Genomic DNA, 23,796 nt, shown 5'->3' with positions numbered 1-23,796 from the left:
TCGGGCTGGGAGTGTGACGAGAATGGAACCTGCGGCTCTTCGTCGTGGAGGACGAGGAGGCGTGTTTTGTTAGGCTTCATCGAGACAGGATCGGGGCAGGCTGACCGATCGCGTGAGACGAGGTGGATCATGACCGGGGAGACACGTCGCTTCCTTCGCCATCCATCCGACGTACCCATCCGCTATTCATTGCGCGAGGTGATCGCCGACGAGCGCGATTATCTGCGCAACATCGGCGAGGGTGGACTCTGTTTCAGCTCGCGTCTGGCCATCCAGCCCGGAACGGGCATCCATATCCAGATCCCGATCGTCGATCCGGTGTTCGAGGTCGATGGCATCGTCGCCTGGTGCCATCAGCACGGAGCGGTCTTCGAGGTCGGGGTGCGCTTCGAGGGCATCGAGGATCGTTACGGGGTACGGATGGTCGAGCAGGTCTGTCATATCGAGCACTATCGTCACGAGATCCTGGCATGCGAGGGACGCTCACTGAGCAGCGAGGAAGCGGCGCGGGAATGGATCCAGAAATACGCCGATCGCTTCCCCGGCGGCGGCTGATCCCCGGTCGGGCTGGAGTCGGCTCAGTCGTCGCGGCGGAACTCACCCTCGATCACCCGCACCCGTGTCTCGGTCCGGACCTCGCCGGGCGCTTGTGTGTTTACGGGCTGGATCCGGATATAACGCTCGATCAGCCGTCGGCGCAGCGGTGGGATCAGCAGCAGGAAGCCCAGGCTGTCGGTCAGGAAGCCCGGCAGGATCAGGAAGAGTCCGGCGGCCAGGATGAGCGCCCCGTCCATCAGCTCGATGGCCGGCACCTCACCCCGATCGAGCAGTTCGCGCACCCGCATCAGCACGCCGAAGCCCTGATAGCGGACCAGCCAGGCGCCGATGACGGCCGTCAGGATCGAGAGCAGGATGGTCGGCAGGGCCCCGATCTCGGAGCCGACCTGGATCAGAAAATAGATTTCGGTCAGCGGCAGACCGACGAAGAGCAGGATGAGCAGCGGCACGATGGCATTCTCCATTGGATGAAGGGGGCGTCGGAGACGGCCGGATGGAATCTATCGCGGCCGGCGCGGTCAGAAGCCGGCGTTCGTCAGACCCCCGACGGTTTGCGGAAACCTTACCCTGTCGGCGAGATCAAGTCCAAACGAGATCGAGTTCCAACCATGTCGACCCACTGTCGTTTGATCCTCTGCACCTGTCCCGACGGGGACACGGCGCGGCGTCTGGCCGAATCCCTGGTCGGGGAGCGGCTGGCCGCCTGTGTCAATCTGCTTCCCGGCCTGACCTCGGTCTATCGTTGGGAGGGGCGCATCCAGCACGATTCCGAAGTGCTGCTGTTGATCAAGACCGTCGAGGCGCGTGTCGAGCCGCTCGCTGAGCGGTTGCGTCAGTTGCATCCCTACGAGGTACCGGAGATCATCGCCCTCCCCATCGTCTCGGGAGCGAGCGACTATCTGAATTGGGTGAGCGAATGCGTGAACACCGTGGAGCAGGGCTCGTGAAACGACCGTGGTTTTTAGCTTGGGCTTGGCTGTGGCTGATGGTCGCCGTGGGCGGTACCCAGGCGCTGGCCGATGACTTCCTGACCCAGGAGCAAGCCTTTCCGGTCAGCGCCGAGGTGGCCGGGCCGGAAGCCGTCCGCGTCATCTGGGACACCGCCGATGGGTACTATCTCTATCGCAGCAAAATCAGGTTCGACTCCGAGACGCCTGGCATCACACTCGGCAACGCTGTGCTGCCCGAGGCCGAGATCAAGCAGGATGAGTTCTTCGGCGAGGTCGAGACCTATCACGGACGGCTCATGGTCGATCTGCCCATCACGCGCACACCCGACTCCGGCAGTCATCTGACACTGCGCGTCGGCTCGCAGGGCTGCGCCGATGCCGGATTCTGCTATCCGCCGCATCGCGAAACCTTCACGCTCCAATTGCCGCCGATCCTGCCCGTCGCGGCACAGGCCTCACCCGAGGCCAAACCGAGCCGTCTGGCTACCTTGCTGTCGTCCACCGCGACCAGTCAGGGGCTGGCCGGCACGGACGAGATCCCGGCGGTCGAGCACGCCTTCCGCTTCCAGTCCGAGGTCGTCGCGCCGGATCTGGTGCAGCTCACCTGGGACATCGCGCCCGGAACCTATCTCTATGCCGATCTGGTCGAACTCGCGCTCTTCGAGTCGCCCGAGGTTGCGCTCGGTGCCGTCGAACGTCCGGCGGGGACGCTCAAGCATGATTCGGTGCTGCCCGACGGCTCGATCGGCGATGTCCGGATCTATCAGGGCCGGCTCGATCTGACCGTGCCGCTCAGACGCGCCGCGACGGCACCGACCGACGTGACCCTGGTCGTCAAATATCAGGGTTGCGCCGAAATCGGAATCTGCTATCCGCCGCAGACTCAGCGGCTTGCGCTGAATCTGCCCGAAGCGCCGGCGGCGATCGCCGATGCCTCGGTGATGGCGGCGCTGGAGAAGGCCTCGCCGGCCAATGGTCCGAGCGAGAGCGCCCCGCCGGTCTCCGAGCAGGATCGCATCGCCGCCGTGCTCGCGGGCGAAGGGCTGTGGGTGATCATCGCCGTCTTCTTCGGCTTTGGGCTGCTGCTGGCCTTCACGCCCTGCGTCTTCCCGATGATCCCGATCCTCTCGGGCATCATCGCCGGACAGGGCGCGGGGCTGACCACGCGCAAGGCGTTCGTGCTCTCGCTGGTCTATGTGCTGGCGATGGCCCTGACCTATACGGTCATCGGCGTGCTGGCCGGGCTGTTCGGAGCCAATCTCCAGGCGGTGTTCCAGAATCCCTGGATTCTGACCGCCTTCGCCCTGGTGTTCGTGGGGCTGGCGCTGTCCATGTTCGGTTTCTATGAACTGCAACTGCCCTCCGGTCTGCAAACCAAGCTCGCCGAACTCAGCAACCGTCAGGAGGGCGGCACCCTGATCGGCGTGGCCATCATGGGTCTGCTCTCGGCGCTGATCGTCGGACCCTGTGTGGCGCCGCCGCTGTTCGGAGCGCTGATCTACATCAGCCAGACCGGCGACGCCCTGCTCGGCGGGCTGGCGCTGTTCGCGCTCAGTCTCGGCATGGGCGCGCCGCTGATCGTCATCGGCACCTCGGCCGGTCGCTATCTGCCGCGCGCCGGAGTCTGGATGGACGCGGTCAAGGCGGTGTTCGGCGTGGCGCTGCTGGGCGTGGCCATCCTGATGCTCGAACGCATTCTGCCTCCGGCGGTTGCCATGCTGCTCTGGGCGCTGCTACTGATCTGCTCGGCGGTCTATATGGGCGCGCTCACTCAGCTCCAGCCGGGCGCGAGCGGCTGGACCAAGCTGTGGAAAGGCTTGGGTCTGGCGCTGCTGATCTATGGGTCGCTCATGCTGGTCGGCGCGGCGGCCGGTGGGCGTGATACGCTCCAGCCGTTGCGGGGTCTACTGCCGACGGGCAGCGTCGCCAGTAGCGCCGAGCACGTCGTTTTCAAGCGCATCAAATCGGTGGCCGATCTGGAGCGCGAACTGGCACAGGCCCAGTCGAACGGCCAACCCGTGCTGCTCGACTTCTATGCCGACTGGTGCGTGTCCTGCAAGGAGATGGAGCGCTACACCTTCAGCGACCCGACCGTGATCGCCGAGATGAGCCGCTTCGTCCGGCTCCAGGCCGATGTCACGGCCAACGATGACGAGGATCGCGCCCTGATCCAGGGTCGCTTTGGCCTGCCCGGTCCGCCGGCGATCCTGTTCTTCGATCGCACCGGCCAGGAACTCGCCAACTATCGTCTGGTGGGCTTCAAGCCTGCCGAGCCGTTCGCCGCGCATCTGCGCCAGGTCGCGCCATGAAAGCCCTGAAAGTCATCCTCGTCACCGCGCTCGCCGGCGGCATCAGTATCGGCACGGCCATCATCGGTCAGCGCTGGGTCGAGTTCGAGAACGCCGACAGCGGTAGAGACACTGAACGCTTCGAGCTCCAGGCCGAGTCGCTCCAGACCCTGCCCGACTTTCGCCTGACCGACCTCGAGGGGCGTGAGGTCGCCAGCAATGCCTGGGCTGGCAAGGTGCTGGTGCTCAACTTCTGGGCGACCTGGTGTCCACCCTGTCTGTCCGAGATCCCGCGTTTCGTCGAGATCCAGGAACGGTTGCGCGAATCCGGCGTACAGTTCGTCGGTATCGCGGTCGATCAGGTCGAGGACGTGCGAGCCTTCGTCGCCGAGCAGCCGGTCAACTATCCGCTTTTGATCGCCACGCCCGAGGTGCTCAAATTCTCAGTCCAGCTCGGCAACCGACTGGAGGTGCTGCCCTTCACCGTGATCTTCGATCGGCATGGGCGGCGTGTCCACGGCCAGATCGGCGAACTGAGCGCCGAGGAGCTGGCCGAGCTCCTGAATCCACTTCTCGTGAGAGAAGGGCCGAGAGTATCGCGCACACCCTGATCCTCGCTGGACAAGATCCCGCGAAATCCGGACAATTCGGGGCGATTTGCCGCCGATTCCGGCCGGACGGCAATGACGCACATCCTTACCTCTTTTGGTCTGCAAGCGGTTGGCGCCATGGCCTCGATCCTGGTCCTGAACGGACCCAATCTCAATCTGCTCGGTACGCGCGAACCCGGTCACTACGGGCGCGTCACCCTGGCCGACATCGAGCGCACGCTCACGGCCATGGCTCAGGACGCCGGCCATGAGCTGGCCTTCGTGCAAAGCAACGCCGAGCACGTCCTGATCGAGACCATCCACCAGGCCGGCCGCGACGGTGTGCGTTTCATCCTCATCAATCCGGCCGCCTTCACTCACACCAGCGTCGCCTTGCGCGATGCCCTGCTGGCCGTGGCCATCCCCTTCATCGAGGTGCACCTGTCGAACGTGCACGCCCGCGAGCCATTCCGCGCCCACTCCTATTTCTCCGATATCGCGGTGGGCGTGATCTGCGGACTCGGGGCCGAGGGGTATGCGCTGGCGCTGCGCGCCGCGTTCGGTCGACTGGACCAGAACCCAACGAACGAGAACCACTGAAACGATGGACATTCGCAAGGTCAAGAAGCTGATCGAGTTGTTGGAGCAATCCGACGTCGCCGAGATCGAGATCCACGAGGGCGAGGAATCGGTCCGCATCAGCCGCCAGGTGAGCGGCGGTGCGGCGATGCCGTTCTACATGCCCCAGGGGATGCCCATGGCGGGCGCCGCCCCCCAGCCGGCCGCCGCACCGGCCCCCGCTCAGTCGGCGGGCGATGACGACGAGGACGAACTCACCGGCACCCTGGTGCGCTCGCCCATGGTCGGCACCTTCTATCGCGCGCCCTCGCCGGGCTCCAAGTCCTTCGTCGAGGAAGGTCAGTCGGTCAAGGCCGGCGACACGCTCTGCATCATCGAGGCGATGAAGATCCTCAATCAGATCGAATGCGAGCAATCCGGAACGGTCAAGCGCATCCTGGTCGAGAACGGGCAGCCGGTCGAGTACAACCAGCCGCTGTTCCTGATCGACTGAGTCGCGGGATCCATCGGGATCCTCCTCATCCAGGGGCCGGGCGGCGCCGCGCGCGCCGGATCGGCCCGCCTGGCCGCTCACAACCCAAGGCATCCCCATCATGTCCGCAATGATCGAAAAGGTTTTGATCGCCAACCGTGGCGAGATCGCGCTGCGCATCCTGCGCGCCTGCCGCGAGCTCGGCATCAAGACGGTCGCCGTCCATTCCGAGGCCGACCGCGATCTCAAGCATGTGCTGCTGGCTGACGAATCGGTCTGCATCGGTCCGGCGCCGGCGATGCAGAGTTATCTGAACGTTCCGGCCATCATCAGCGCCGCCGAGGTCACGGATACGGTCGCCATCCATCCCGGCTACGGCTTCCTGTCCGAGAACGCCGACTTCGCCGAGCGGGTCGAAAAGTCGGGCTTCATCTTCATCGGCCCGCGTCCCGAGACCATTCGTCTCATGGGCGACAAGGTCTCGGCCATCGCGGCGATGAAGGCGGCCGGCGTGCCCTGCGTCCCAGGGTCCGACGGTCCGATCGACGACAACAAGAAGCGCACCCTGGAGCTGGCGCGCGAGATCGGCTATCCGATCATGATCAAGTCCTCCGGCGGCGGCGGCGGGCGCGGGATGCGTGTCGTGCACTCGGAGGCGACGCTGCTCAACGCCATCGCGCTGACCCGGGCCGAGGCGGCGGCAGCCTTCAACAACGACATGGTCTACATGGAGAAGTATCTGGAGAACCCGCGTCATATCGAGTTCCAGGTACTGGCCGACCAGATGGGCAACGCCATCCATCTCGGCGAACGCGACTGCTCGATGCAGCGGCGTCATCAGAAGGTGGTGGAGGAGGCGCCGGCGCCCGGTATCACCGAGGAACAGCGTCGCGAGATCGGCGAGCGCTGCGCGGCGGCCTGTCGCTCGATCGGCTATCGCGGGGCGGGGACGTTCGAGTTCCTCTACGAGAACGGGCAGTTCTATTTCATCGAGATGAACACCCGCGTCCAGGTCGAGCATCCGGTCACGGAGATGGTCACGGGCGTCGACATCGTCAAGGAGCAGATCTTGATCGCCGCCGGCGAGCCGCTGCGCTACCGCCAGTCGGACATCCAGATGCGCGGACATGCCATCGAGTGCCGCATCAACGCCGAGCATCCCGAGACCTTCATGCCCAGTCCGGGCAAGATCACCGACTTCCACGCGCCGGGCGGGCCTGGAGTGCGGATCGAGACCCATATCTACTCGGGCTATACCGTGCCCTGTCACTATGACTCGATGATCGGCAAGCTCATCACCCACGGCGAGGACCGCGAGTCGGCGGTGGCACGCATGTGCAATGCCCTGCGTGAGACGGTCATCGAGGGCATCCACTCCAACATCAAGCTCCAGCGCTCGATCATGCGCGATGGGGCCTTCCTGGCCGGCGGCGCCAATATCCACTATCTGGAGAAGATGCTCGGCCTCTAGCGGCGAGGTCTTTGCCGTTATCGGCACGCCTCAAACGCAAAAACGCCTCGACTCGGAAGAGCGAGGCGTTTTCAGTGTGGCCGCCAGCGCGCGCGGCCGATCACCCTGGGCGGATCGAGCCTCAACGGCTCGGAGCGGCCTGTGGCTGGGCAGGAGCGGCCGGCATCTGGGGCGGCATCGCGCCATAGGGCATGGCGCCGTAAGGTGCGCCGTAACCATAGGGAGCGCCGTAGCCGTAGGGGGCGCCATAACCATAGGGCGCACCATAGCCGTAGGGCGCGCCGTAACCATAGCCATTGCCGCGACCATAACCACGGCCGTAACCGCGACCGCCGCCGCCCATGCTCATATTGAAGTCGCCATAGCCATCGCCGAACATGTCACCCATGTTGTCCCAGAGGCCGTTGCCGTAGCCGGGACCACCCCACCAGGCGCTTGCGGAGAATGAGGCGCCGGCGAAGAGCGCGGCGAGAGCGCAAGCGGTGATCCGGTTGGATTTGATCATTGTGTCTTCCTCAAGTTGTGGAGCCGGAATGGCTGAGCCAGTATAGGGGCCGGGGTAGGCATCCACAATGCACCTGAAAAAATTTTAACGGCATCGACCGGCGAAACCTGCAAACCTATAGGCATCGATCGGCTGAGATCTTTGCGAGGAGGCGAGCCTTGGAACAGAGCCCCAACCTGGACTTGAACAAGGGCGCGGACGCCCAAGCGTACAGCACAGCAGCTCTAGCCCAGCGTTTCGCGGCACTGCGCGATCAGGTCGGGCGCGCCATCCTCGGGCAGCACGGCCTGATTGAGCGGCTGCTGATCGCGCTGCTGGCCGACGGGCATCTGCTGGTCGAGGGGGCTCCAGGGCTGGCCAAGACCACAGCCGTCAAGCACCTGGCCGCCGGTCTGGAGGGCGACTTCCACCGTATCCAGTTCACCCCCGACCTGCTGCCGGCCGATCTGACCGGCACCGAGATCTATCGCCCGCACGACGGCAGTTTCCGCTTCGATCGCGGTCCCATCTTCCACAATCTGCTGCTGGCTGACGAAGTCAACCGCGCCCCGGCCAAGGTGCAGTCGGCGCTGCTGGAGGCCATGGGCGAGCGTCAGGTCACGGTCGGACGCGAGACCTATCCGCTGCCCGAACTCTTTCTGGTCATGGCGACCCAGAACCCGATCGAGCAGGAGGGCACCTATCCGTTGCCCGAGGCTCAGCTCGATCGCTTCCTGCTGCATGTGCGCGTCGACTATCCGGATCTGGAGACCGAGCGCGCCATCCTGCGGCTCAACCGCGAGCAGGCGCGGCGCGAACCGGACGATGCGCCGAAGCTGGTTCTGACCCAGGCCGAGGTCTTCGCGGCGCGGCGGGCGATCCTGAATCTCTACATGGCCCCTGAAGTCGAGGACTATCTGGTGCATCTGGTGATGGCCACGCGCCGCCCCGGCGCCTATGCGCGCGATCTCGACGGCTGGCTGCGGTTCGGTGCCAGTCCGCGCGCCACCATCGCGCTGGATCGGTGCGCCCGCGCCCGGGCCTGGCTGGCGGGGCGCGACTTCGTCTCGCCCGAGGACGTTCAGGCGCTCGCGCCCGACGTCCTGCGTCATCGGGTGCTGCTGTCCTATGAAGCCGAGGCCGAGGGGCGCTGTGCGGACGATTTCGTCACGGCGCTGCTGGCGCGCGTTCCGGCGCCCTGAGCGAGGCCGGCGCATGGTGGAGGCGAACGACCGGACGCCAAACGGCCTGCGAGCCGATCTGCGCGAACTCATCGCGCTCCGTGCTCAGGCGCGTCGGCTGGATCTGGCGCCACGCGGGCGGGTGCTGGCCACGCGCAGCGGCGGTCATCTGTCGCGCTTTCGCGGTCGTGGCATGGAGTTCGACGAGTCGCGCGTCTATCTGCCGGGTGATGATCCGCGCAACATGGACTGGCGCGTCACCGCGCGTGCCGGGACGCCGCATGTGAAATTGTTTCGCGAGGAGCGCGAGCGCCCTGTGTGGCTGCTGGTCGATCAGGGGCCGTCGATGCGGTTCGGGACGCGCGTGGCCTTCAAGTCGGTGGTCGCGGCGCGCGTGGCGGCGCTGCTCGGCTGGGCGGCGGTGGATCGCGGCGACCGGGTCGGTGGACTGGTGTTCGACGAGGCGCGTCATCTGGAGCGCCGGCCGGCCGCACGCAGCGCGGGTCTGCTGCCGCTGCTCGAACGTCTGGCCGCGCCTGCGGAACCGGCGATGGAGACGGGCGGTTGGACCAGTCTGGCGGCGGCCGCGTCGCATCTGGCCGCACGGGTGCGTTCGGGGAGCCTGATCGCGCTCGTCAGCGACTTCGCTGATCTGGACGAACCGGATGGGGCCTGGATCGCGCGCCTGGCTTCGGGGAGTGAGTTGCTGCTGGTGCTGGTTCATGATCCGATCGAAGCCAATGCGCCGCCCGCCGGCCGCTATCCGGTGCTGATGGGCGGTCGGCGCGGAATCCTGGATCTGACCGGCGTTGGGGCGCGAACGCGCTATCAGGCGGCGTTCGAGCAGCGGCTGGCGTTGCTGGAACGACTGGCGCGGCGGCATGGCGCGCATTGGCTCAGGCTGTCGACCGTCGATCCGGTCGGTCCGGCCCTGGCGCTGGCGCTCGGGACACGGCGTGCGATTCCGGCAGCGAGGCGGGTGTCATGACGGCCGATCCGCTGGCCGATCTGCGTGACTGGCATCTACCCGACCCGGTGTCCTGGTGGCCGCTGGCGCCTGGCTGGTGGCTGGTGGCGGTCTTGGTCCTGGCGGGCTTGCTTGTGGTCGTGCGTTTTGGGGTGCGCCGGCGACACCGAACCTCGCTCCAGCGGGCCGCGCGGCGTGAACTCGAACGGTTGGGGCGCGAGCTGGCGGTCCATGGCGATCGGCGGCGTTATCTGGCCGAGCTGTCGCGTTTATTGCGCCGTCTGGCGCTGGCGCGGTATCCGCGCGACCAGATCGCGGGTTTGACCGGGGACGACTGGTTGGCTTTTCTGGATGCGACCTGTGGTACCGGCGAGTTCAGCGGCGGCATCGGGCGCGTGCTGGTCGACTCGGCCTATCGCCCTGCCGACCAGATCGATTTCGATCCCGAGCGGCTCGCGCAACTGGTCGAGCGGTGGATCGAGTTCAACGCCAATTCAATACGAGGCAAACGATGATCACGCTTGCCTGGCCCTGGGTGTTGCTGGCACTGCCATTGCCCGTGCTGACGCGCTGGCTGCCGCCCGCGCGCGACGATGTTGGCGCGGCCCTGCGCTTTCCGATCCACGTCGGTCTCGGGACCGAGTCGGTCGGGCGTCGGCCCCGGCCGTCCGAGTGGTACCGCTGGCGCGTGCTGATCGGACTGCTCGCCTGGGGATTGCTGGTGCTCGCGGCGGCGCGTCCGCAATGGGTCGGCGCGCCGGTCCCGCTGCCTCTGGCCGGACGCGATCTGATGCTGGCGATCGATGTCTCAGGGAGCATGGCGCAGGAAGACTACGAACTCGATGGGCGCCCGGTCTCGCGTCTGGCCGTGGTGCGGACGGTCGCCTCGGCCTTCGTCGAACGTCGCGCGGGCGACCGGCTCGGGCTCATCCTCTTCGGCACCCGCGCCTATCTCCAGACGCCCCTGACCTTCGATGGTGCCACGGTCGCCGCCATGCTGCGTGATTCGGTCGTCGGACTGGCCGGACGTGAGACGGCGATCGGCGACGCCATCGGGCTGGCGGTCAAGCGTCTGCGTGAACAACCCGAGGGTCAGCGCGTCCTGATCCTCCTGACCGATGGCGACAACACCGCCGGCGCGCTCGATCCACTGGAAGCCGCCGAACTGGCCGCCCAAGCCGGTGTGCGTGTCTACACCATCGGCATCGGCGGCGGCGAACTGGGCGTGCGCTCGCTGTTTGGAATGCGTCTGCTGCGCCAGGCCAGCGACTTCGACCCGGCTACACTCGAGCGTATCGCCGAGATCACCGGCGGGCGCGCCTTCACCGCCGACAGCCGCCAGCAACTGGAAGCCGTCTATGACGAGCTGGACCGGCTGGAGCCGAGCGAGCGTGAGCAGCGTACCTATCGTCCGCAACGCGCACTCTTCGTCTGGCCCGCCGCGCTGGCGCTGATCCTGCCGATCCTGCTGATCGTTCTCGATGCTGGAATGCTGGATCGCCGTCCAGGACGCGCCTTCACCGACCGAACGCCCTGAACATGGCCATGCTGTTTCTGCGCCCACTCTGGTTTCTGGCTCTGATTCCGCTCGCCTGGCTGCTGTGGCGGCTCTGGCGCCGTCGGGCGGGCGCCGACACCTGGTCGGCACTCGTCGATCCGCATCTGCTGCCGCATCTGCTAGTTGGCGGCGCGGAAGGTTCTGGCCGCTGGCCGCTCGTCCTGCTCGGAGTCGGCTGGCTGATCCTGGTGGTGGCGCTCGCCGGACCGGTCTGGCGTCAGTTGCCGCAGCCGGTCTTCAGCCTGGACGCGCGCTCGGTGATCCTGCTGGATCTCTCACCGAGCCTGAATGCCGCCGATGTCTCGCCCTCGCGCCTGACGCGCGCCCGCTTCGAGACCCTGGATCTGCTCAAGGCCATGCGCGAGGGGCAGGTCGGGTTGATCGCCTTCGGCCCCGACCCCTTTCTGGTCTCGCCGCTGAGCGCCGATGCCAACACCATCGCCGCCCAGGTGCCGATGCTCACCACGGATCTCATTCCCGTGCCTGGTGCGCGCCGCACCGAACGCGCGCTGGAGATGGCGGCCGGGATGCTGGAGCGCGCGGGCGGTGGGGCCGGGCATGTCATTCTGATCACGGATGGGGTTGGAAATCTGGCCGGATCACTGGAGTCGGCGCGCCGTCTGGCCGACGCCGGACATCGACTCTCGGTGCTGGCGGTCGGCACGCTGGACGGCGCGCCCGTGCCGCGTCCGGGCGGCGGCTTCGAGCAGGGCGTCGACGGCGCACTCCAGATCGCCCGTCTGGAACGTGACCGGCTGCGCGAGCTGGCGCGCACCGGCAACGGGCGTTATCTGGAAGCCGGCGTGGGTGAGGCCGATACCCAGGCCCTGATCGCCGCTACGCCCCGACCCGAAACGCGCATCGAGGCATCGCGGCTGACGGCAGACCGCTGGCGCGAGGAGGGCCCGTGGTTGATTCTGCTGTTGCTGCCGCTGGCGGCGCTGGCCTTCCGGCGCGGCTGGCTGGTTCCGGTGTTGGCGGCGGCGCTGCTCGTACCGCCCGATCGGGCACTGGCGTTCGAGTGGGCCGACCTCTGGTGGAGTGCCGATCAGCAGGGCGCGCGTGAACTGGCTGCCGGACGTCCCGATTCGGCCGCCGAGCACTTCAGCGACCCGGCCTGGCGCGCGGCAGCCAGCTATCGCGCCGGTCAGTTCGAACAGGCACTCGACGCGCTCGACGGACTCGCTGGAGCGGCGCCTGAGTACAATCGCGGCAATGCGCTCGCGCGCCTGGGGCGGCTCGAAGAGGCGGCGGCGGCCTATGAGCGCGTGCTCGAACAGGATCCTGACCAGGCCGACGCGCGCCACAACCTGGAGCTGGTGCGCCGGCTGCTCGATCAGTCGCCCCCACAGAACGACCAGTCTCAGGGCGACCAATCCAGAGAGAGCCAGGAGTCCTCATCGACATCCGAGCCTTCGGAATCGGCGTCCGACTCAACCGATACCTCGAAGTCCGAAGCAGACCAGTCCGGTGAAACTGGACCCAATGAATCTCAGGCGGCGAATCAGGATCGAGCGTCTGAACCTGACGCTGGTGCCGATTCCAGTTCGGGCCAGGAACAGGCCAAACAGCCAGAGACGAAATCGGAAGCCGCTGAACCGTCGCCGGAAGACATCGCGGTCGATGGTCAGGCGACGGAGCCGGATTCGAAGTCGAGCCAGTCGGTGAGCGCCGAGCCGGCCAAAGCGAAAGTGGGTGAGTCGCCGGACACTTCAAGCACTTCACCCAAGGCGCTGGATGACCGCTCGCCCGAGGAACGCGAGCGCGAACAGGCCATGGAGGCCCGGCTGCGTCAGGTGCCGGACGACCCGGCCGGACTGCTGCGTCAGCGTTTTCTTCTGCAACATCTGCGTCGCGAGGGTCAGTTACCGTGATGGCACAACGATACGGACATGCGATCCTGCTGGCTTTCCTATGGCTGACGCTGCCGTCGTCGGTTCTGGCGGCTGATGTGAGCGTTCAGGCGGATCGGCAGCGTTTGGAGCTGGGCGAAGTGCTGGAACTGCGGCTCAGCGCCGAGGGCGATGTGGACGCTGAGCCGGATTTCGCGCCCCTGGAATCGGACTTCGACATTCTGCGCCGTGGGCAGAGCCAGGTGACCAGCATCATCAACGGACGCATCTCGCACAGTCGTCAGTGGAGCCTGCAACTGGCGCCCAAGCGCGTGGGCCGTCTGACCATTCCCGCCATCCAGGCCGGACGCGACAGCAGCCGGCCGTTGAGCATCGAGGTCGTCGAGCCGGGCGGAACCTCCGCCCGATCCGGTCAGCCGGATCAGTCCGGTCCCAAGGCGCTCTTCGTCGAATCCGAGGTCGAGACCACCACGCCCTATGTCCTGCAACCCATCGAATACCGGATCAAGGTCTATTACCGCCAGCCGCCGCAGCGCGCGGTGCTCTCCGAGCCCGAAGTCGAGGGCGCCACGGTACAGCGTCTGGGTGAGGATCGCGCCTATGACGAGACGCGCGAAGGCCGGGTCTATCGCGTCATCGAGCGACGCTACCGACTGACCCCCCAGCACAGCGGATCGATCACCGTCCAGTCGCCGCGCCTGGAGGCCAGGCTGGACGATCCGCGCCAGGGCGCGCGGCAGGATCCTTTCGCCGAGCTGGATCAAGCCTTTGGCGGACGGCTCTTCCAGGGCTTTCCAGCCATGCCGGGCGTCACCCATCCGGGGCGGCGCGTGGTCGAGCGCGCGCGCGACATCGAACTCCAGGTGCGTCCGCAGCCGGCGGCGAACTCCGGTACGAGCTGGCTGCCCGCCACCTCGCTCCAGCTCACGGACGAGTGGACGCCGAGTCCGCCGGTCTTTCAGGTCGGCGAACCGATCACCCGCATCCTCACGATCACCGCCGAGGGGACGACGGCGGCGCAACTGCCGGATCTCGGTCTGGGCGCACTCGACGGCGTCCAGGTCTATCCCGATCAGCCGCGCGGCGAGGATCTGACCAGCGGCCCGGCACCGGCGGCGATCAAGACCCTCAAGTTCGCGCTCGTCCCGATGCGCCCCGGAACCCTGACCCTCCCGGAGATCCGGCTCGACTGGTGGGATACGCGCACGGATCGGGCGCGGGTCGCCGTGATCCCGGCGCGGACTGTCGAGGTGGCACCCGCGCCTGGCGGTCCATCCAGCCGGCCGGTACCTGTTCCCGCGTCGCCCAATCCGGCATCCGCGCCGGAATCCGTGTCCGCGCCTGATTCCGAGTCCAAACCGCGCCCGACATCCGGGGCCGACCGGGGCTGGGGGGGCTGGCCCTGGCTGGCGCTGATCAGCGTGCTCGCCGGCGGCTGGGGAGCGACGCTCTATCTCTGGCAGCGCGAACGCCGTGCCCGGACGGGCGGTCAGCTGGCCGATCTCGGCTTCCGTGGCACGCCCTCCGCGCCGCCGTCGGCCGCCCCCGGACTCGACCCGGCGCGTCGTGCAGTCCGCGCCGCCTGTCTTGCCCGAGATCCGCGCGCCGCCCGCATCGCCCTCATCGACTGGGCGCGCGCCCGCTGGCCAGACCAGAGCCCGACCGGACTGGAGGCCGTCGCCACCAGCTTCGGCGCCCCCGAGGCGTCTTCCGTCCTGCGTGCCATCGACCGCGCCATCTACGCCCCGCCGAGCGAGACCTGGGACGGCGAGACGGCCTGGAAGCGGCTGGAGCCGCATCTCGGCGCGGCGCGTGCCGACGCATCCGATCGCGCATCGCCGATTCCCGAGCTCTACCCGTGAGCCTGAGAGGCGTCCGGAATCCGATCAATGATTTGATGGTAACGGATCTCGTCCGTCAGCTCGGCGATGGGGTGTCCGCGCTCGGGATGCATGACCTCGGGCGCGATCTCCAGCAAGGGGATCAGCATGAAGTCACGTAACAGAAGGCCGGGGTGCGGTAGCCTTAGCTCCGGCATGTCGTCGACGCGCTCACCATACAGCAGGATGTCGAGATCGAGCGTGCGCGGACCATTGACCTGCGCGCGTATCCGTCCAAGCCGATTCTCGACCCCCTGAGTCGCGGCCAGCAGCGCCGACGGCGTCAGCCGCGTCCAGACTTCCACCACCAGATTGATGAACTCCGCCTGCGCTTCCAGCCCCCAGGGGCGGGTGCGATACCACGACGAGACCGCCCCGATCCGGGTCGTCGGGATCTGGCTCAGCGCCTCCAGTCCGAGCGCGATGTGGCGCTCGGGTTCGATGTTCGAACCGATGGCGATGAAGGCGCGCGTCTCCTGACTCATGCGCCCAAGCCCTGGAGTCGAGGCGTGCCGATCGCCGATATCCGGTTGATCGCCGCCGGGGTCGCCCGCATCTGCTGTAGCCGAACCGATCCGACCAGCGGTCGTTTCATGAAAAAAACCAACATGCTATACGTCGTTTCACCTGAAAGCGGTTGAGGGGATATCTTACGGATGTTTGCTGTTGCTCTGGACAGGCCTTGGGACCATGAATGAAGTGCAAACCGTTTTTTTGGTCGACGACGATCAGGGGATGCGTGATTCGCTGACACTGATCCTGGAGCTGGCCGGCTACCCGGTCCGCAGCTTCCCGACGCCGGCCGCCTTTCTCGCCGCCTTCTCGCCCGATGAGCGTGGCTGCCTGGTACTCGACCAGCGCATGCCGGACATGACCGGGCTGGATCTGCAAAGCGAATTGCTGGAGCGCGGCGCCCTGCTGCCGATCATCTTCCTGTCCGCCTTCGGTGATGTGCCGACCACGGTGCGCGCCATCCAGGGCGGGGCGATCGACTTCCTTGAAAAGCCCGCCAGCACCGAGCAGTTGCTCCAGCGCATCGAGGATGCCTTTGCCGAGGACCGGCGTCGACGCGAGGAGGCCGCCACCGAATACGACATCCGCGAGCGTTTCCGGCAGTTGACCCCGCGCGAGCACGAGGTTCTGACCCTGACCACACGTGGCCTGACCAACAAGGACATCGCCCGCCAGCTCGGCATCAGCCCGCGCACCGTCGAGAACCACCGCGCACGCATGATGGAAAAGATGGGGGCCGGCAATCTCGCTGAACTCTGCCGGATGTCGGTCGTGTGTCAAACACTCGAGCCGCGTTCGGGGGCCTGAGACGGGGGCAGGAGGGTCGAGCCGTGTTTGGCGGACCGGGAGTCGAATTGAGTGATCCTACGGATATCTCCTTTCGATGGCTTCGTCTATTCTAATTCTTCAATGCAGGCGATTGAAATTGCAGATCATCGCCGGCTCGTAGACAAAGAGAAGAAGACGAGGAGATCCCTCGGTCGGATTCGCGACCCGTCCGAGGACTGACACACGAAATCGCGCGCCATGGCGTGGCCGGCATCCGGTCGGTCCGAGTTCGGGATAGAGCGCGTTCATCCATTCGCATACCCTCGCTACCTCCGTCGACTTCGGTCCGCTGGGGTGACGGGGGAATTTTTTTTGTGCGCCGAGTCAGGATTTCAAGGACTCATGTGATTGACGGCGATCTTGGCCATCGGTTAGGCTTGCGCGCTTATGTCGACCGCCTTGCCTGATCATATAGACCCCTGGCGCGCCGCCAAGAGCGGCTTGTCGTTCGGGGGTGAGTTGCCCTTGGAGCGCTTTCCCAGACTGCTGGAGGTCGGGATCGCCGACAAGGGTGAGGCGCTGGCGCGCGTCGCATATCGGCTCGAATTCGGACGCAACGCGGAGTTGGGGCCGATACTCGAAGGCTGGGCGCGGGTGCGGCTACGCCTGCTCTGTCAGCGCTGCCTGAGTGATTTCTGGCTCGATCTGGAGGCGCCCCTGGCGCTGCGTCTGGTGCGAGTCGAGCCGAACGCCAAAGCGTCCGAGAGCGACTATGAAACGCTGGTGGTGACGGACGACAGTCTTGATCCGTTCGAACTCATCGAAGACGAACTCCTGCTCGCGATCCCGCCGTTTCCCCGGCATCCGGTCGGCGAGTGCCAAGCGCCCGAGGCGGCGAGTGGCGACAGGAACGCGATGCCCGAACCGGAGCGGCCGTCCGCCGAGGACATGGAGCAACCGCGCCATCCATTCGCCATCCTCGAACGCCTGAAGCAACAGTAGATTTTTGACACACGATCGGGAGGCGGCCGGGTTCCGCGCACCTCCCACACTGGAGAGTACCAATGGCCGTCCAACAGAATCGCAAGACTCCTTCCAAGCGCGGCATGCGCCGTTCGCACGATGCGCTGACCAAGCCGACTCTGTCGGTCGACCCGACCAGCGGCGAGACCCATCGCCGTCATCACGTCACGGCCGACGGTTTCTATCGCGGCCGCAAGGTTCTGGATCGGGCCGAGTGATGTCGGCGCCGGGCCGCTTCAGCGTCGTGCAATCCACGGACGAGCGCGGTGCCGCCAAGCTCCGTTGCACGATTGCCTTGGACGCCATGGGCGGGGATCACGGCCCCCAAGTCGTGGTTCCGGCGGCCCTGCGCTATCTGGCCGACAACCCGCACGCCGATCTGATCCTGGTCGGCGACGAGGCGCGCCTCGCGCCCTATCTCGGTGACGCCCCGCGCGACCGGCTGCGTATCCGTCATGCGACCCAGGAGGTCGGGATGGATGAGTCGCCCTCCAAGGCGCTGCGCGGCAAGAAAGATTCCTCGATGCGGGTGGCCATCGATCTGGTCAAGGACGGTGAGGCCCAGGCCTGCGTCAGTGCCGGCAACACCGGCGCTCTCATGGCCACCGCGCGCTTCGTGCTCAAGACCCTGCCGCACATCGATCGGCCTGCCATCTGCACCGCCGTGCCCTCGCTCCACGGGCATACTCATATGCTCGATCTCGGCGCCAACGTCGACTGCACCGCCGAGCATCTGTTCCAGTTCGCCGTCATGGGCAGTGAGCTGGTCTCGGCCGTCGACGGCATCGAACGCCCCAAGGTCGCGCTGCTCAACATCGGGCAGGAAGAGATCAAGGGCAACGAGCAGGTCAAGCAGGCCCACGAGTGGCTGGCGCGCAGCAACCTCAACTATGTCGGCTATGTCGAGGGCAACGGCATCTATCTCGACGACCTGGATGTCGTGGTCAGCGACGGCTTCGTCGGCAATGTCGCGCTCAAGAGCAGTGAGGGCGTGGCTAAGTTCATCGGTCAGTCGCTCTCGGCTCAGTTCAAGCGCAACCTGCTGACCCGTCTGGCCGGCTTGGTCGCGTTGCCGATCCTCAAGAAATTCCGCCGCGACATGGACCCGCGCCGCTACAACGGGGCGAGTCTGCTGGGTCTGCGCGGCATCGTGGTCAAGAGTCACGGCGGGGCCGACGAAGTCGCCTTCGAGAACGCGATCTATATCGCCGAGAAGGAGATCCGCGCCAATATCCCCCAACGCATCGGCGATCAAGTCGGGCGCCATCTCGACACTGAGCAGTACAGGGAATCGGCCTGATGAAGTTCTCGCGCATCCTCGGCACCGGGGGCTATCTGCCGTCCCGGGTCATGACCAACGCCGATCTGGAAGCAATCGTCGATACTACGGATAGTTGGATTCGCGAGCGCACCGGCATCGAGAAGCGTCATCTGGCGTCCGAGGGTGAGACCTGCTGCGATCTGGCCGAGATCGCGGCGCGCCGTGCCCTGGAAGCAGCCGGTCTCCATCCGGCCGACCTGGATCTGATCCTGGTCGCGACCACCACGCCCGATCAATTCTTTCCAAGTACCGCCTGTCTGCTCCAGCAGCGGCTGGACGTGCATGGCTGTCCGGCCTTCGATCTCCAGGCGGTCTGTGCCGGTTTCGTCTATGCGATGGACGTGGCCGACAAATACATCCGCGCCGGTGCCGCCAAGCATGTACTGGTCGTCGGTGCCGAGACCATCTCGCGATTGCTCGACTGGAACGATCGCACCACCTGCGTGCTGTTTGGCGACGGCGCCGGCGCCGTAGTGCTGGGCGCAGCCGACGAGCCGGGGATCATCTCGACCCATATCCATGCCGATGGCGCCTACAAGGAGCTGCTCCAGGTGCCGGGCGGTCACGGCAATGGCCGGGCCGATCTGGCCAAGCTGGAGATGCGCGGCAATGAGGTGTTCCGCTTTGCCGTCACCACGCTCGGGCGCATCGTCGACGAGACCCTGGAAGCCAACGGGCTGACCAAGGACGCGATCGACTGGCTGATTCCGCACCAGGCCAACATCCGCATCATCCAGGCCACGGCGCGCAAGCTCGACCTGCCGATGGAACGCGTGATCGTGACCGTCGCCGAGCATGGCAACACCTCCTCGGCCTCGATCCCGCTGGCCTTCGATCAGGCGGTGCGCGATGGGCGCATCCAGCGCGGCGAGACGCTGCTGATGGAAGCCTTCGGCGGCGGATTCACCTGGGGTTCGGTGCTCGTCCGCTATTGATTCCACCTTGAGCCGAGTGCAGGCGCCCGGCTCATGACCATCGACCACTGAACGATTCTGCAAGCCCCATGACGCAACAACTCGCTGTCTTCTTTCCCGGTCAGGGTTCGCAAGCGGTCGGCATGCTCGACGCGCTCGCCGAGTCCCATTCGAGTGTCAAGCACACCTTCGAGGAAGCCTCCGACGCGCTCGGGCGCGATCTCTGGTCGCTGGTCGGCCAGGGGCCAAAGGAGGATCTGGATCGCACCGAGAACACCCAGCCGGCGATGCTCGCTGCGGGTGTTGCCGTATGGCGCGTCTGGCAGCAGTCCGGCGGTCGTCCGGCGACCGTGATGGCCGGGCACAGTCTCGGCGAGTATGCAGCGCTGGTTGCCGCCGGTGCACTAAGCTTCGCCGACGGCATCCGGCTCGCCGCCGATCGCGCGCGCTTCATGCAGGAAGCCGTGCCGGCGGGCGAGGGTGCCATGGCCGCCGTGCTCGGACTGGAGGACGCGCAGGTCGTGGCCCTCTGTGCCGAACAGGCCCAGGGCGAAGTGCTGTCCGCCGTCAATTTCAACTCGCCCGGTCAGGTCGTGATCGCCGGTTCGGCCGCTGCCGTTGCACGCGCCATCGACGCCGCCAAGGCGGCCGGCGCCAAGCGCGCGCTGCCGCTGCCGGTGAGCGTGCCGTCACACTGCGCCCTGATGCGCCCGGCGGCCGACCGCCTGGCCGAACGTCTGGCCGATGTGGCGCTGGCCGTGCCGAGCGTGACTGTGATTCATAACGTCAACGTCGCTCCGGCCGAGGACGTCGAGTCGCTGCGCCGCCGGCTGGTCGAGCAGCTCTACAGCCCGGTACGCTGGGTCGAGACGGTCGCATCCGTCGCCGCGCAGGGCGTGACCACCGCGCTCGAATGCGGTCCGGGCAAGGTGCTGACCGGGTTGAACAAACGCATCGCTGACAATCTGACGACGCTGCCGGTCTTCGATCCGAAGACGCTGGAGGCGGCACTGGAGGCAACCTCGAATGCTTAAGGGTGAAATCGCGCTGGTCACTGGCGCTTCGCGTGGAATCGGACGGGCCATCGCCATGGCGCTGGCCGAGCAGGGCGCCACGGTCGTCGGCACCGCCACCACTGAATCCGGTGCTCAGGCCATCGAACAGGCGCTGACCGGCGCCGGCCATCAGGGCCTGGGTCTGGTGCTGAACGTCTCCGACCCGGCCTCCGTCGAGGCGACCCTGGCTCAGATCACCGAGCGTCTCGGCGCGCCGAGCATCCTGGTCAACAACGCCGGCATCACCCGCGACAACCTGCTGATGCGCATGAAGGACGAGGAGTGGGACGCGGTCATCGACACCAACCTGACTTCGCTCTATCGGCTCTCCAAGGGCTGTCTGCGTGCCATGACCAAGGCGCGCAAGGGTCGCATCATCAATATCGCCTCGGTCGTCGGGTCGATGGGCAACGCCGGTCAGACCAACTATGCCGCCGCCAAGGCCGGTATGATGGGCTTCACCAAGTCGCTGGCACGTGAAGTCGGCTCGCGCGGGATCACGGTCAACTGTGTTGCGCCCGGCTTCATCGACACCGACATGACCAAGGAACTGCCCGAGGCGCACCGCCAGACCCTGCTCGGCGCCATCCCGCTCGGGCGGCTCGGCCAGCCGGAAGAGATTGCCAGCGCAGTGGTCTTTCTGGCCTCGCCGGGCGGTGCCTACATCACAGGCGAGACCCTGCATGTCAATGGCGGCATGCACATGGTGTGATCGCTTGTTGGTGTTTCTTTGTTATTCGTTTCAAAACAAGATGTTGAATGTCTTCAATCGATCGCGATCTCGGCTTTCATCGCATCTTGTTTGTCACTAGAATACACCCCGGCCCACTGGGGCCAATTTTTGTCATTCGAGAGGAATCAATCCTATGAGCAGCGTTGAAGATCGAGTTCGCAAAATCGTGGTGGACCAGCTGGGTGTGAAGGAAGAAGAAGTCAACCCAGAGGCGTCCTTCGTCGACGATCTGGGAGCGGACTCGCTCGACACCGTGGAACTGGTCATGGCCCTCGAAGAGGAGTTCGAGACCGAGATTCCGGACGAAGACGCCGAGAAGATCACCACGGTCCAACAGGCCATCGACTACATCAACGCGCACCAGGCCTGAGATCAGGTCGAGCGGATAGATTTAACGCCAGGCGCCAGGCTTCGGCCTTGAAACGAGGGCGCAGCATGGGCTCGTCGAACGTGGCGTTCTGAACGACGATAGAGGTAAGTGATGGCAGGCAGAAGGGTAGTAGTCACCGGATTGGGCCTCGTGGCACCGGTTGGTCTGGACGTCAAGTCCGCGTGGGACAACATCCTCGCCGGAAAGAGCGGAATCAAACCGATCACCCATTTCGATATCGCCCCGTTCAGCACCCGCTTCGGCGGTCCGATCTATGGCTTCGATCCGAGCGACTACGTCTCGGAGAAGGACGCCAAGAAGATGGACAAGTTCATCCATTACGGCTTGGCGGCCGGCTGTCAGGCCATCGCCGATTCCGGACTGGAGGTCAACGAGTCCAACTGTCGGCGCATCGGCGTGGCCATCGGGTCCGGTATCGGTGGTATCACCGGCATCGAGAACAACTACGAGGTCTATCGCGAGAAGGGTCCGCGTCGCATTTCGCCCTTCTTCGTGCCCGCCAACATCGTCAACATGGTGGCCGGCAACCTCTCGATCAAGTTCGGCCTCAAAGGTCCCAATTATTCGATCGTCTCGGCCTGCGCGACCGGCACGCACAACATCGGCGAGGCGGCGATCATGATCCGTCACGGCTATGTCGACGTGATGCTGGCCGGTGGTGCTGAGATGGCGACCTCGCCGGTCGGTCTCGGTGGCTTTGCCGCCGCGCGCGCCCTCTCGACCCGCAACGACGATCCCGAGGCGGCCAGCCGTCCGTTCGACAAGGATCGTGACGGCTTCGTGCTCAGCGACGGTGCCGGTGTCGTGGTGCTCGAAGAGTACGAGCACGCCAAGGCGCGCGGCGCGACCATCTATGCCGAACTGGTCGGTGTCGGTATGAACTCCGACGCCTATCACATGACGGCACCCTCGGAAGATGGTGAGGGCGCCTCCGAATGTATGCGCATGGCGCTGAACGATGGCGGCCTGAACACCGAGCAAGTCCAGTACATCAACGCGCACGGTACCTCGACGCCGGCCGGCGATGTGGCCGAGACGCGTGCCGTGAAGCGTGCCTTCGGTGACTATGCCTACAAGCTCGCGGTCAGCTCGACCAAGTCCATGACCGGGCACATGCTGGGCGCGGCCGGTGGCGCCGAGGCCATCTTCACCATCCTGGCCATCCGCGATCAGGTCGCGCCGCCGACCATCAACTATCACACCCCGGACCCGGATTGCGATCTCGACTGCGTTCCCAATACGGCGCGTCAGATGACGATCGATGTGGCGATGTCCAACTCGTTCGGTTTCGGCGGCACCAACGGGACGCTCATCTTCCGGCGTCTCTGATCCGGTCTCCGTCTGGAGACCGGGACCAGGGAGACCGGTCGGGCAGGGCGCGCGACATGGCCACGACGCCAGGAATCGGCGCCCCGTCTCGGGTCTTGATCGATGGCCGGCCTGGTGATCGGTTCTCGATTCTCGACCGGGCGCTGCACTACGGGGATGGTCTGTTCGAGACCATCCGCCTCGCCGCCGGCTATCCCTGCCAGTGGCAGCGCCACATGGATCGGCTGATCCTGGGCGCGGAGCGTCTCGGCATCGACATGCCCGACACCGCTCTGCTCGCCGCCGAGGCCGCCGACGTGACCTGGGGACAGCGCGAAGGCATCCTGAAGCTGATCCTCTCGCGCGGCGAGGGCGGACGTGGGTATGCGCCGCCGATGCCAGCCGTGCCCCGGCGTCTGCTCCTGACCTATCCCTTGCCGTCCGCGCCGGGGCGTGACTGGCGTCAGGGCGTGGCCGTGCGCTACTGTCAGACACCCGTCTCGATCAATCCGGTACTCGCCGGCATCAAGCATCTCAACCGTCTGGACTCGGTCCTGGCGCGCGCCGAATGGAACGATCCGGCCATCGCCGAGGGACTCATGTTCGAATCGACCGGCGTGCTGGTCGGCGGCACCATGACCAATGTCTTCCTGTGGGATGGTCGCTGTCTGATGACGCCGCCGGTCGATCGTGGCGGCATCGCCGGCACCGTGCGCGGTCTGACGCTGGAACTCGCGGCGCGTCTGGGGATCGATTGTCTGGTCACGCGCCTCGATCGCGCCGCGCTCGATCAGGCACGCGGACTCTTTCTGACCAATTCGATCATCGGCGTCTGGCCTGTGCGCGAGCTGGGCGGACACCGGTTCGATGTGTCTCAACTTCCTTGGAATCTGCTCGATCGGCTGTATCGGGCCGCCTGTATGCCGGGATGATCGACCC

27 protein-coding genes are annotated in these 23,796 nt (G+C 66.0%); 24 read left to right on the top strand and 3 right to left on the bottom strand.

Annotation, left to right across the window (positions count from 1 at the left end; all coding sequences use genetic code 11):
• Nucleotides 1–129 precede the first annotated feature (129 nt).
• Nucleotides 130–555, top strand: coding sequence for a PilZ domain-containing protein (locus ALVIN_RS09515; protein WP_012971110.1), 426 nt, complete (start codon nt 130–132; stop codon nt 553–555).
• Between the two features lie 23 nt (nt 556–578).
• Here ALVIN_RS09515 and ALVIN_RS09510 read toward each other — a convergent pair whose 3' ends face one another.
• Nucleotides 579–1,007, bottom strand: coding sequence for an FxsA family protein (locus ALVIN_RS09510; RefSeq protein WP_012971109.1), 429 nt, complete (start codon nt 1,005–1,007; stop codon nt 579–581).
• Between the two features lie 159 nt (nt 1,008–1,166).
• Here ALVIN_RS09510 and cutA point away from each other — a divergent pair, with 159 nt between their 5' ends.
• The 6 genes from cutA to accC all read left to right on the top strand — a co-directional run bounded on the left by cutA (nt 1,167) and on the right by accC (nt 6,908).
• Nucleotides 1,167–1,505 carry a divalent-cation tolerance protein CutA gene (gene cutA, locus ALVIN_RS09505; RefSeq protein WP_012971108.1) on the top strand — a complete coding sequence of 113 codons (339 nt, stop codon included), beginning with the start codon at nt 1,167–1,169 and terminating at the stop codon, nt 1,503–1,505.
• A gap of 38 nt (nt 1,506–1,543) precedes the next feature.
• Nucleotides 1,544–3,817, top strand: a complete 2,274-nt coding sequence (dsbD, locus tag ALVIN_RS09500) for a protein-disulfide reductase DsbD (protein WP_148217595.1) — start codon at nt 1,544–1,546, stop codon at nt 3,815–3,817.
• Nucleotides 3,814–4,407 (top strand): TlpA family protein disulfide reductase, encoded by a 594-nt coding sequence (locus tag ALVIN_RS09495; RefSeq protein WP_012971106.1) that lies wholly within the window; start codon nt 3,814–3,816, stop codon nt 4,405–4,407. The genes dsbD and ALVIN_RS09495 overlap by 4 nt, the downstream gene beginning before the upstream one ends.
• Nucleotides 4,408–4,524: 117 nt before the next feature.
• Nucleotides 4,525–4,986 carry a type II 3-dehydroquinate dehydratase gene (gene aroQ, locus ALVIN_RS09490; RefSeq protein WP_043795593.1) on the top strand — a complete coding sequence of 154 codons (462 nt, stop codon included), beginning with the start codon at nt 4,525–4,527 and terminating at the stop codon, nt 4,984–4,986.
• A gap of 4 nt (nt 4,987–4,990) precedes the next feature.
• The gene (gene accB, locus ALVIN_RS09485; RefSeq protein ID WP_012971104.1) at nt 4,991–5,458 is read left to right on the top strand and encodes an acetyl-CoA carboxylase biotin carboxyl carrier protein; all 468 of its coding nucleotides are present in this window, start codon (nt 4,991–4,993) and stop codon (nt 5,456–5,458) included.
• 109 nt (nt 5,459–5,567) lie between these two features.
• On the top strand, nt 5,568–6,908 hold the full coding sequence (accC, locus tag ALVIN_RS09480; RefSeq protein ID WP_043795592.1) for an acetyl-CoA carboxylase biotin carboxylase subunit: 1,341 nt from the start codon (nt 5,568–5,570) through the stop codon (nt 6,906–6,908).
• A 121-nt stretch (nt 6,909–7,029) separates the two neighbouring features.
• On the opposite strand, the gene sgpA is transcribed toward accC, so the two are convergent.
• The gene (gene sgpA, locus ALVIN_RS09475; protein WP_012971102.1) at nt 7,030–7,413 is read right to left on the bottom strand and encodes a sulfur globule structural protein SgpA; all 384 of its coding nucleotides are present in this window, start codon (nt 7,411–7,413) and stop codon (nt 7,030–7,032) included.
• 158 nt (nt 7,414–7,571) lie between these two features.
• Between sgpA and ALVIN_RS09470 the strand changes: the two genes are divergently transcribed.
• Genes ALVIN_RS09470 through ALVIN_RS09445 form a run of 6 tightly spaced genes read left to right on the top strand, consistent with a single transcriptional unit; the run spans nt 7,572 to nt 14,813 of the window.
• Nucleotides 7,572–8,594: an AAA family ATPase gene (locus tag ALVIN_RS09470; RefSeq protein ID WP_012971101.1), complete on the top strand. Its 1,023-nt coding sequence runs from the start codon at nt 7,572–7,574 to the stop codon at nt 8,592–8,594.
• Nucleotides 8,595–8,607: 13 nt separating this feature from the next.
• Complete coding sequence (locus ALVIN_RS09465; RefSeq protein ID WP_012971100.1) at nt 8,608–9,561, top strand: DUF58 domain-containing protein; 954 nt, start codon at nt 8,608–8,610, stop codon at nt 9,559–9,561.
• The gene (locus tag ALVIN_RS09460; RefSeq protein WP_012971099.1) at nt 9,558–10,055 is read left to right on the top strand and encodes a DUF4381 domain-containing protein; all 498 of its coding nucleotides are present in this window, start codon (nt 9,558–9,560) and stop codon (nt 10,053–10,055) included. The genes ALVIN_RS09465 and ALVIN_RS09460 overlap by 4 nt, the downstream gene beginning before the upstream one ends.
• Nucleotides 10,052–11,077, top strand: coding sequence for a VWA domain-containing protein (locus ALVIN_RS09455; protein ID WP_012971098.1), 1,026 nt, complete (start codon nt 10,052–10,054; stop codon nt 11,075–11,077). The genes ALVIN_RS09460 and ALVIN_RS09455 overlap by 4 nt, the downstream gene beginning before the upstream one ends.
• Nucleotides 11,078–11,079: 2 nt before the next feature.
• Entirely contained in the window at nt 11,080–12,972 is a 1,893-nt protein-coding gene (locus ALVIN_RS09450) for a vWA domain-containing protein (protein WP_012971097.1), read from the top strand.
• Entirely contained in the window at nt 12,972–14,813 is a 1,842-nt protein-coding gene (locus tag ALVIN_RS09445) for a BatD family protein (RefSeq protein ID WP_012971096.1), read from the top strand. The genes ALVIN_RS09450 and ALVIN_RS09445 overlap by 1 nt, the downstream gene beginning before the upstream one ends.
• On the opposite strand, the gene folK is transcribed toward ALVIN_RS09445, so the two are convergent.
• Nucleotides 14,804–15,316, bottom strand: a complete 513-nt coding sequence (gene folK, locus ALVIN_RS09440; RefSeq protein WP_012971095.1) for a 2-amino-4-hydroxy-6-hydroxymethyldihydropteridine diphosphokinase — start codon at nt 15,314–15,316, stop codon at nt 14,804–14,806. The genes ALVIN_RS09445 and folK overlap by 10 nt on opposite strands.
• A gap of 24 nt (nt 15,317–15,340) precedes the next feature.
• On the opposite strand from folK, the gene ALVIN_RS18165 reads away from it, so the two are divergent.
• From ALVIN_RS18165 to pabC, 11 genes are all read left to right on the top strand, one after another.
• Nucleotides 15,341–15,472 (top strand): hypothetical protein, encoded by a 132-nt coding sequence (locus tag ALVIN_RS18165; RefSeq protein WP_263053321.1) that lies wholly within the window; start codon nt 15,341–15,343, stop codon nt 15,470–15,472.
• Nucleotides 15,473–15,521: 49 nt separating this feature from the next.
• Complete coding sequence (locus tag ALVIN_RS09435) at nt 15,522–16,151, top strand: response regulator transcription factor (protein WP_012971094.1); 630 nt, start codon at nt 15,522–15,524, stop codon at nt 16,149–16,151.
• A gap of 420 nt (nt 16,152–16,571) precedes the next feature.
• Nucleotides 16,572–17,114 carry a YceD family protein gene (locus ALVIN_RS09430; RefSeq protein ID WP_190275499.1) on the top strand — a complete coding sequence of 181 codons (543 nt, stop codon included), beginning with the start codon at nt 16,572–16,574 and terminating at the stop codon, nt 17,112–17,114.
• A gap of 62 nt (nt 17,115–17,176) precedes the next feature.
• Nucleotides 17,177–17,353 carry a 50S ribosomal protein L32 gene (gene rpmF / locus ALVIN_RS09425; RefSeq protein WP_012971092.1) on the top strand — a complete coding sequence of 59 codons (177 nt, stop codon included), beginning with the start codon at nt 17,177–17,179 and terminating at the stop codon, nt 17,351–17,353.
• Nucleotides 17,353–18,435 carry a phosphate acyltransferase PlsX gene (plsX, locus tag ALVIN_RS09420; protein WP_081442731.1) on the top strand — a complete coding sequence of 361 codons (1,083 nt, stop codon included), beginning with the start codon at nt 17,353–17,355 and terminating at the stop codon, nt 18,433–18,435. Before rpmF ends, plsX begins: the two co-directional genes overlap by 1 nt.
• The gene (locus ALVIN_RS09415) at nt 18,435–19,391 is read left to right on the top strand and encodes a beta-ketoacyl-ACP synthase III (RefSeq protein WP_012971090.1); all 957 of its coding nucleotides are present in this window, start codon (nt 18,435–18,437) and stop codon (nt 19,389–19,391) included. Before plsX ends, ALVIN_RS09415 begins: the two co-directional genes overlap by 1 nt.
• 68 nt (nt 19,392–19,459) lie before the next feature.
• Nucleotides 19,460–20,404 (top strand): ACP S-malonyltransferase, encoded by a 945-nt coding sequence (gene fabD / locus ALVIN_RS09410; protein WP_012971089.1) that lies wholly within the window; start codon nt 19,460–19,462, stop codon nt 20,402–20,404.
• Entirely contained in the window at nt 20,397–21,137 is a 741-nt protein-coding gene (gene fabG / locus ALVIN_RS09405; protein WP_012971088.1) for a 3-oxoacyl-ACP reductase FabG, read from the top strand. The genes fabD and fabG overlap by 8 nt, the downstream gene beginning before the upstream one ends.
• A 154-nt stretch (nt 21,138–21,291) precedes the next feature.
• A complete protein-coding gene (gene acpP, locus ALVIN_RS09400; protein WP_012971087.1) occupies nt 21,292–21,528 on the top strand; it encodes an acyl carrier protein in 237 nt (78 codons plus the stop codon).
• 111 nt (nt 21,529–21,639) lie between these two features.
• On the top strand, nt 21,640–22,878 hold the full coding sequence (fabF, locus tag ALVIN_RS09395; RefSeq protein ID WP_012971086.1) for a beta-ketoacyl-ACP synthase II: 1,239 nt from the start codon (nt 21,640–21,642) through the stop codon (nt 22,876–22,878).
• Between the two features lie 56 nt (nt 22,879–22,934).
• Entirely contained in the window at nt 22,935–23,789 is an 855-nt protein-coding gene (gene pabC / locus ALVIN_RS09390) for an aminodeoxychorismate lyase (RefSeq protein ID WP_012971085.1), read from the top strand.
• Nucleotides 23,790–23,796: the final 7 nt, after the last annotated feature.

Origin of the sequence: Allochromatium vinosum DSM 180 (assembly GCF_000025485.1) — a bacterium.
Taxonomy (GTDB): Bacteria; Pseudomonadota; Gammaproteobacteria; order Chromatiales; family Chromatiaceae; genus Thermochromatium; species Thermochromatium vinosum.
The sequence above is the reverse complement of the archived record's forward strand: the minus strand, read 5'-3'. Positions and strand labels throughout refer to the sequence as shown.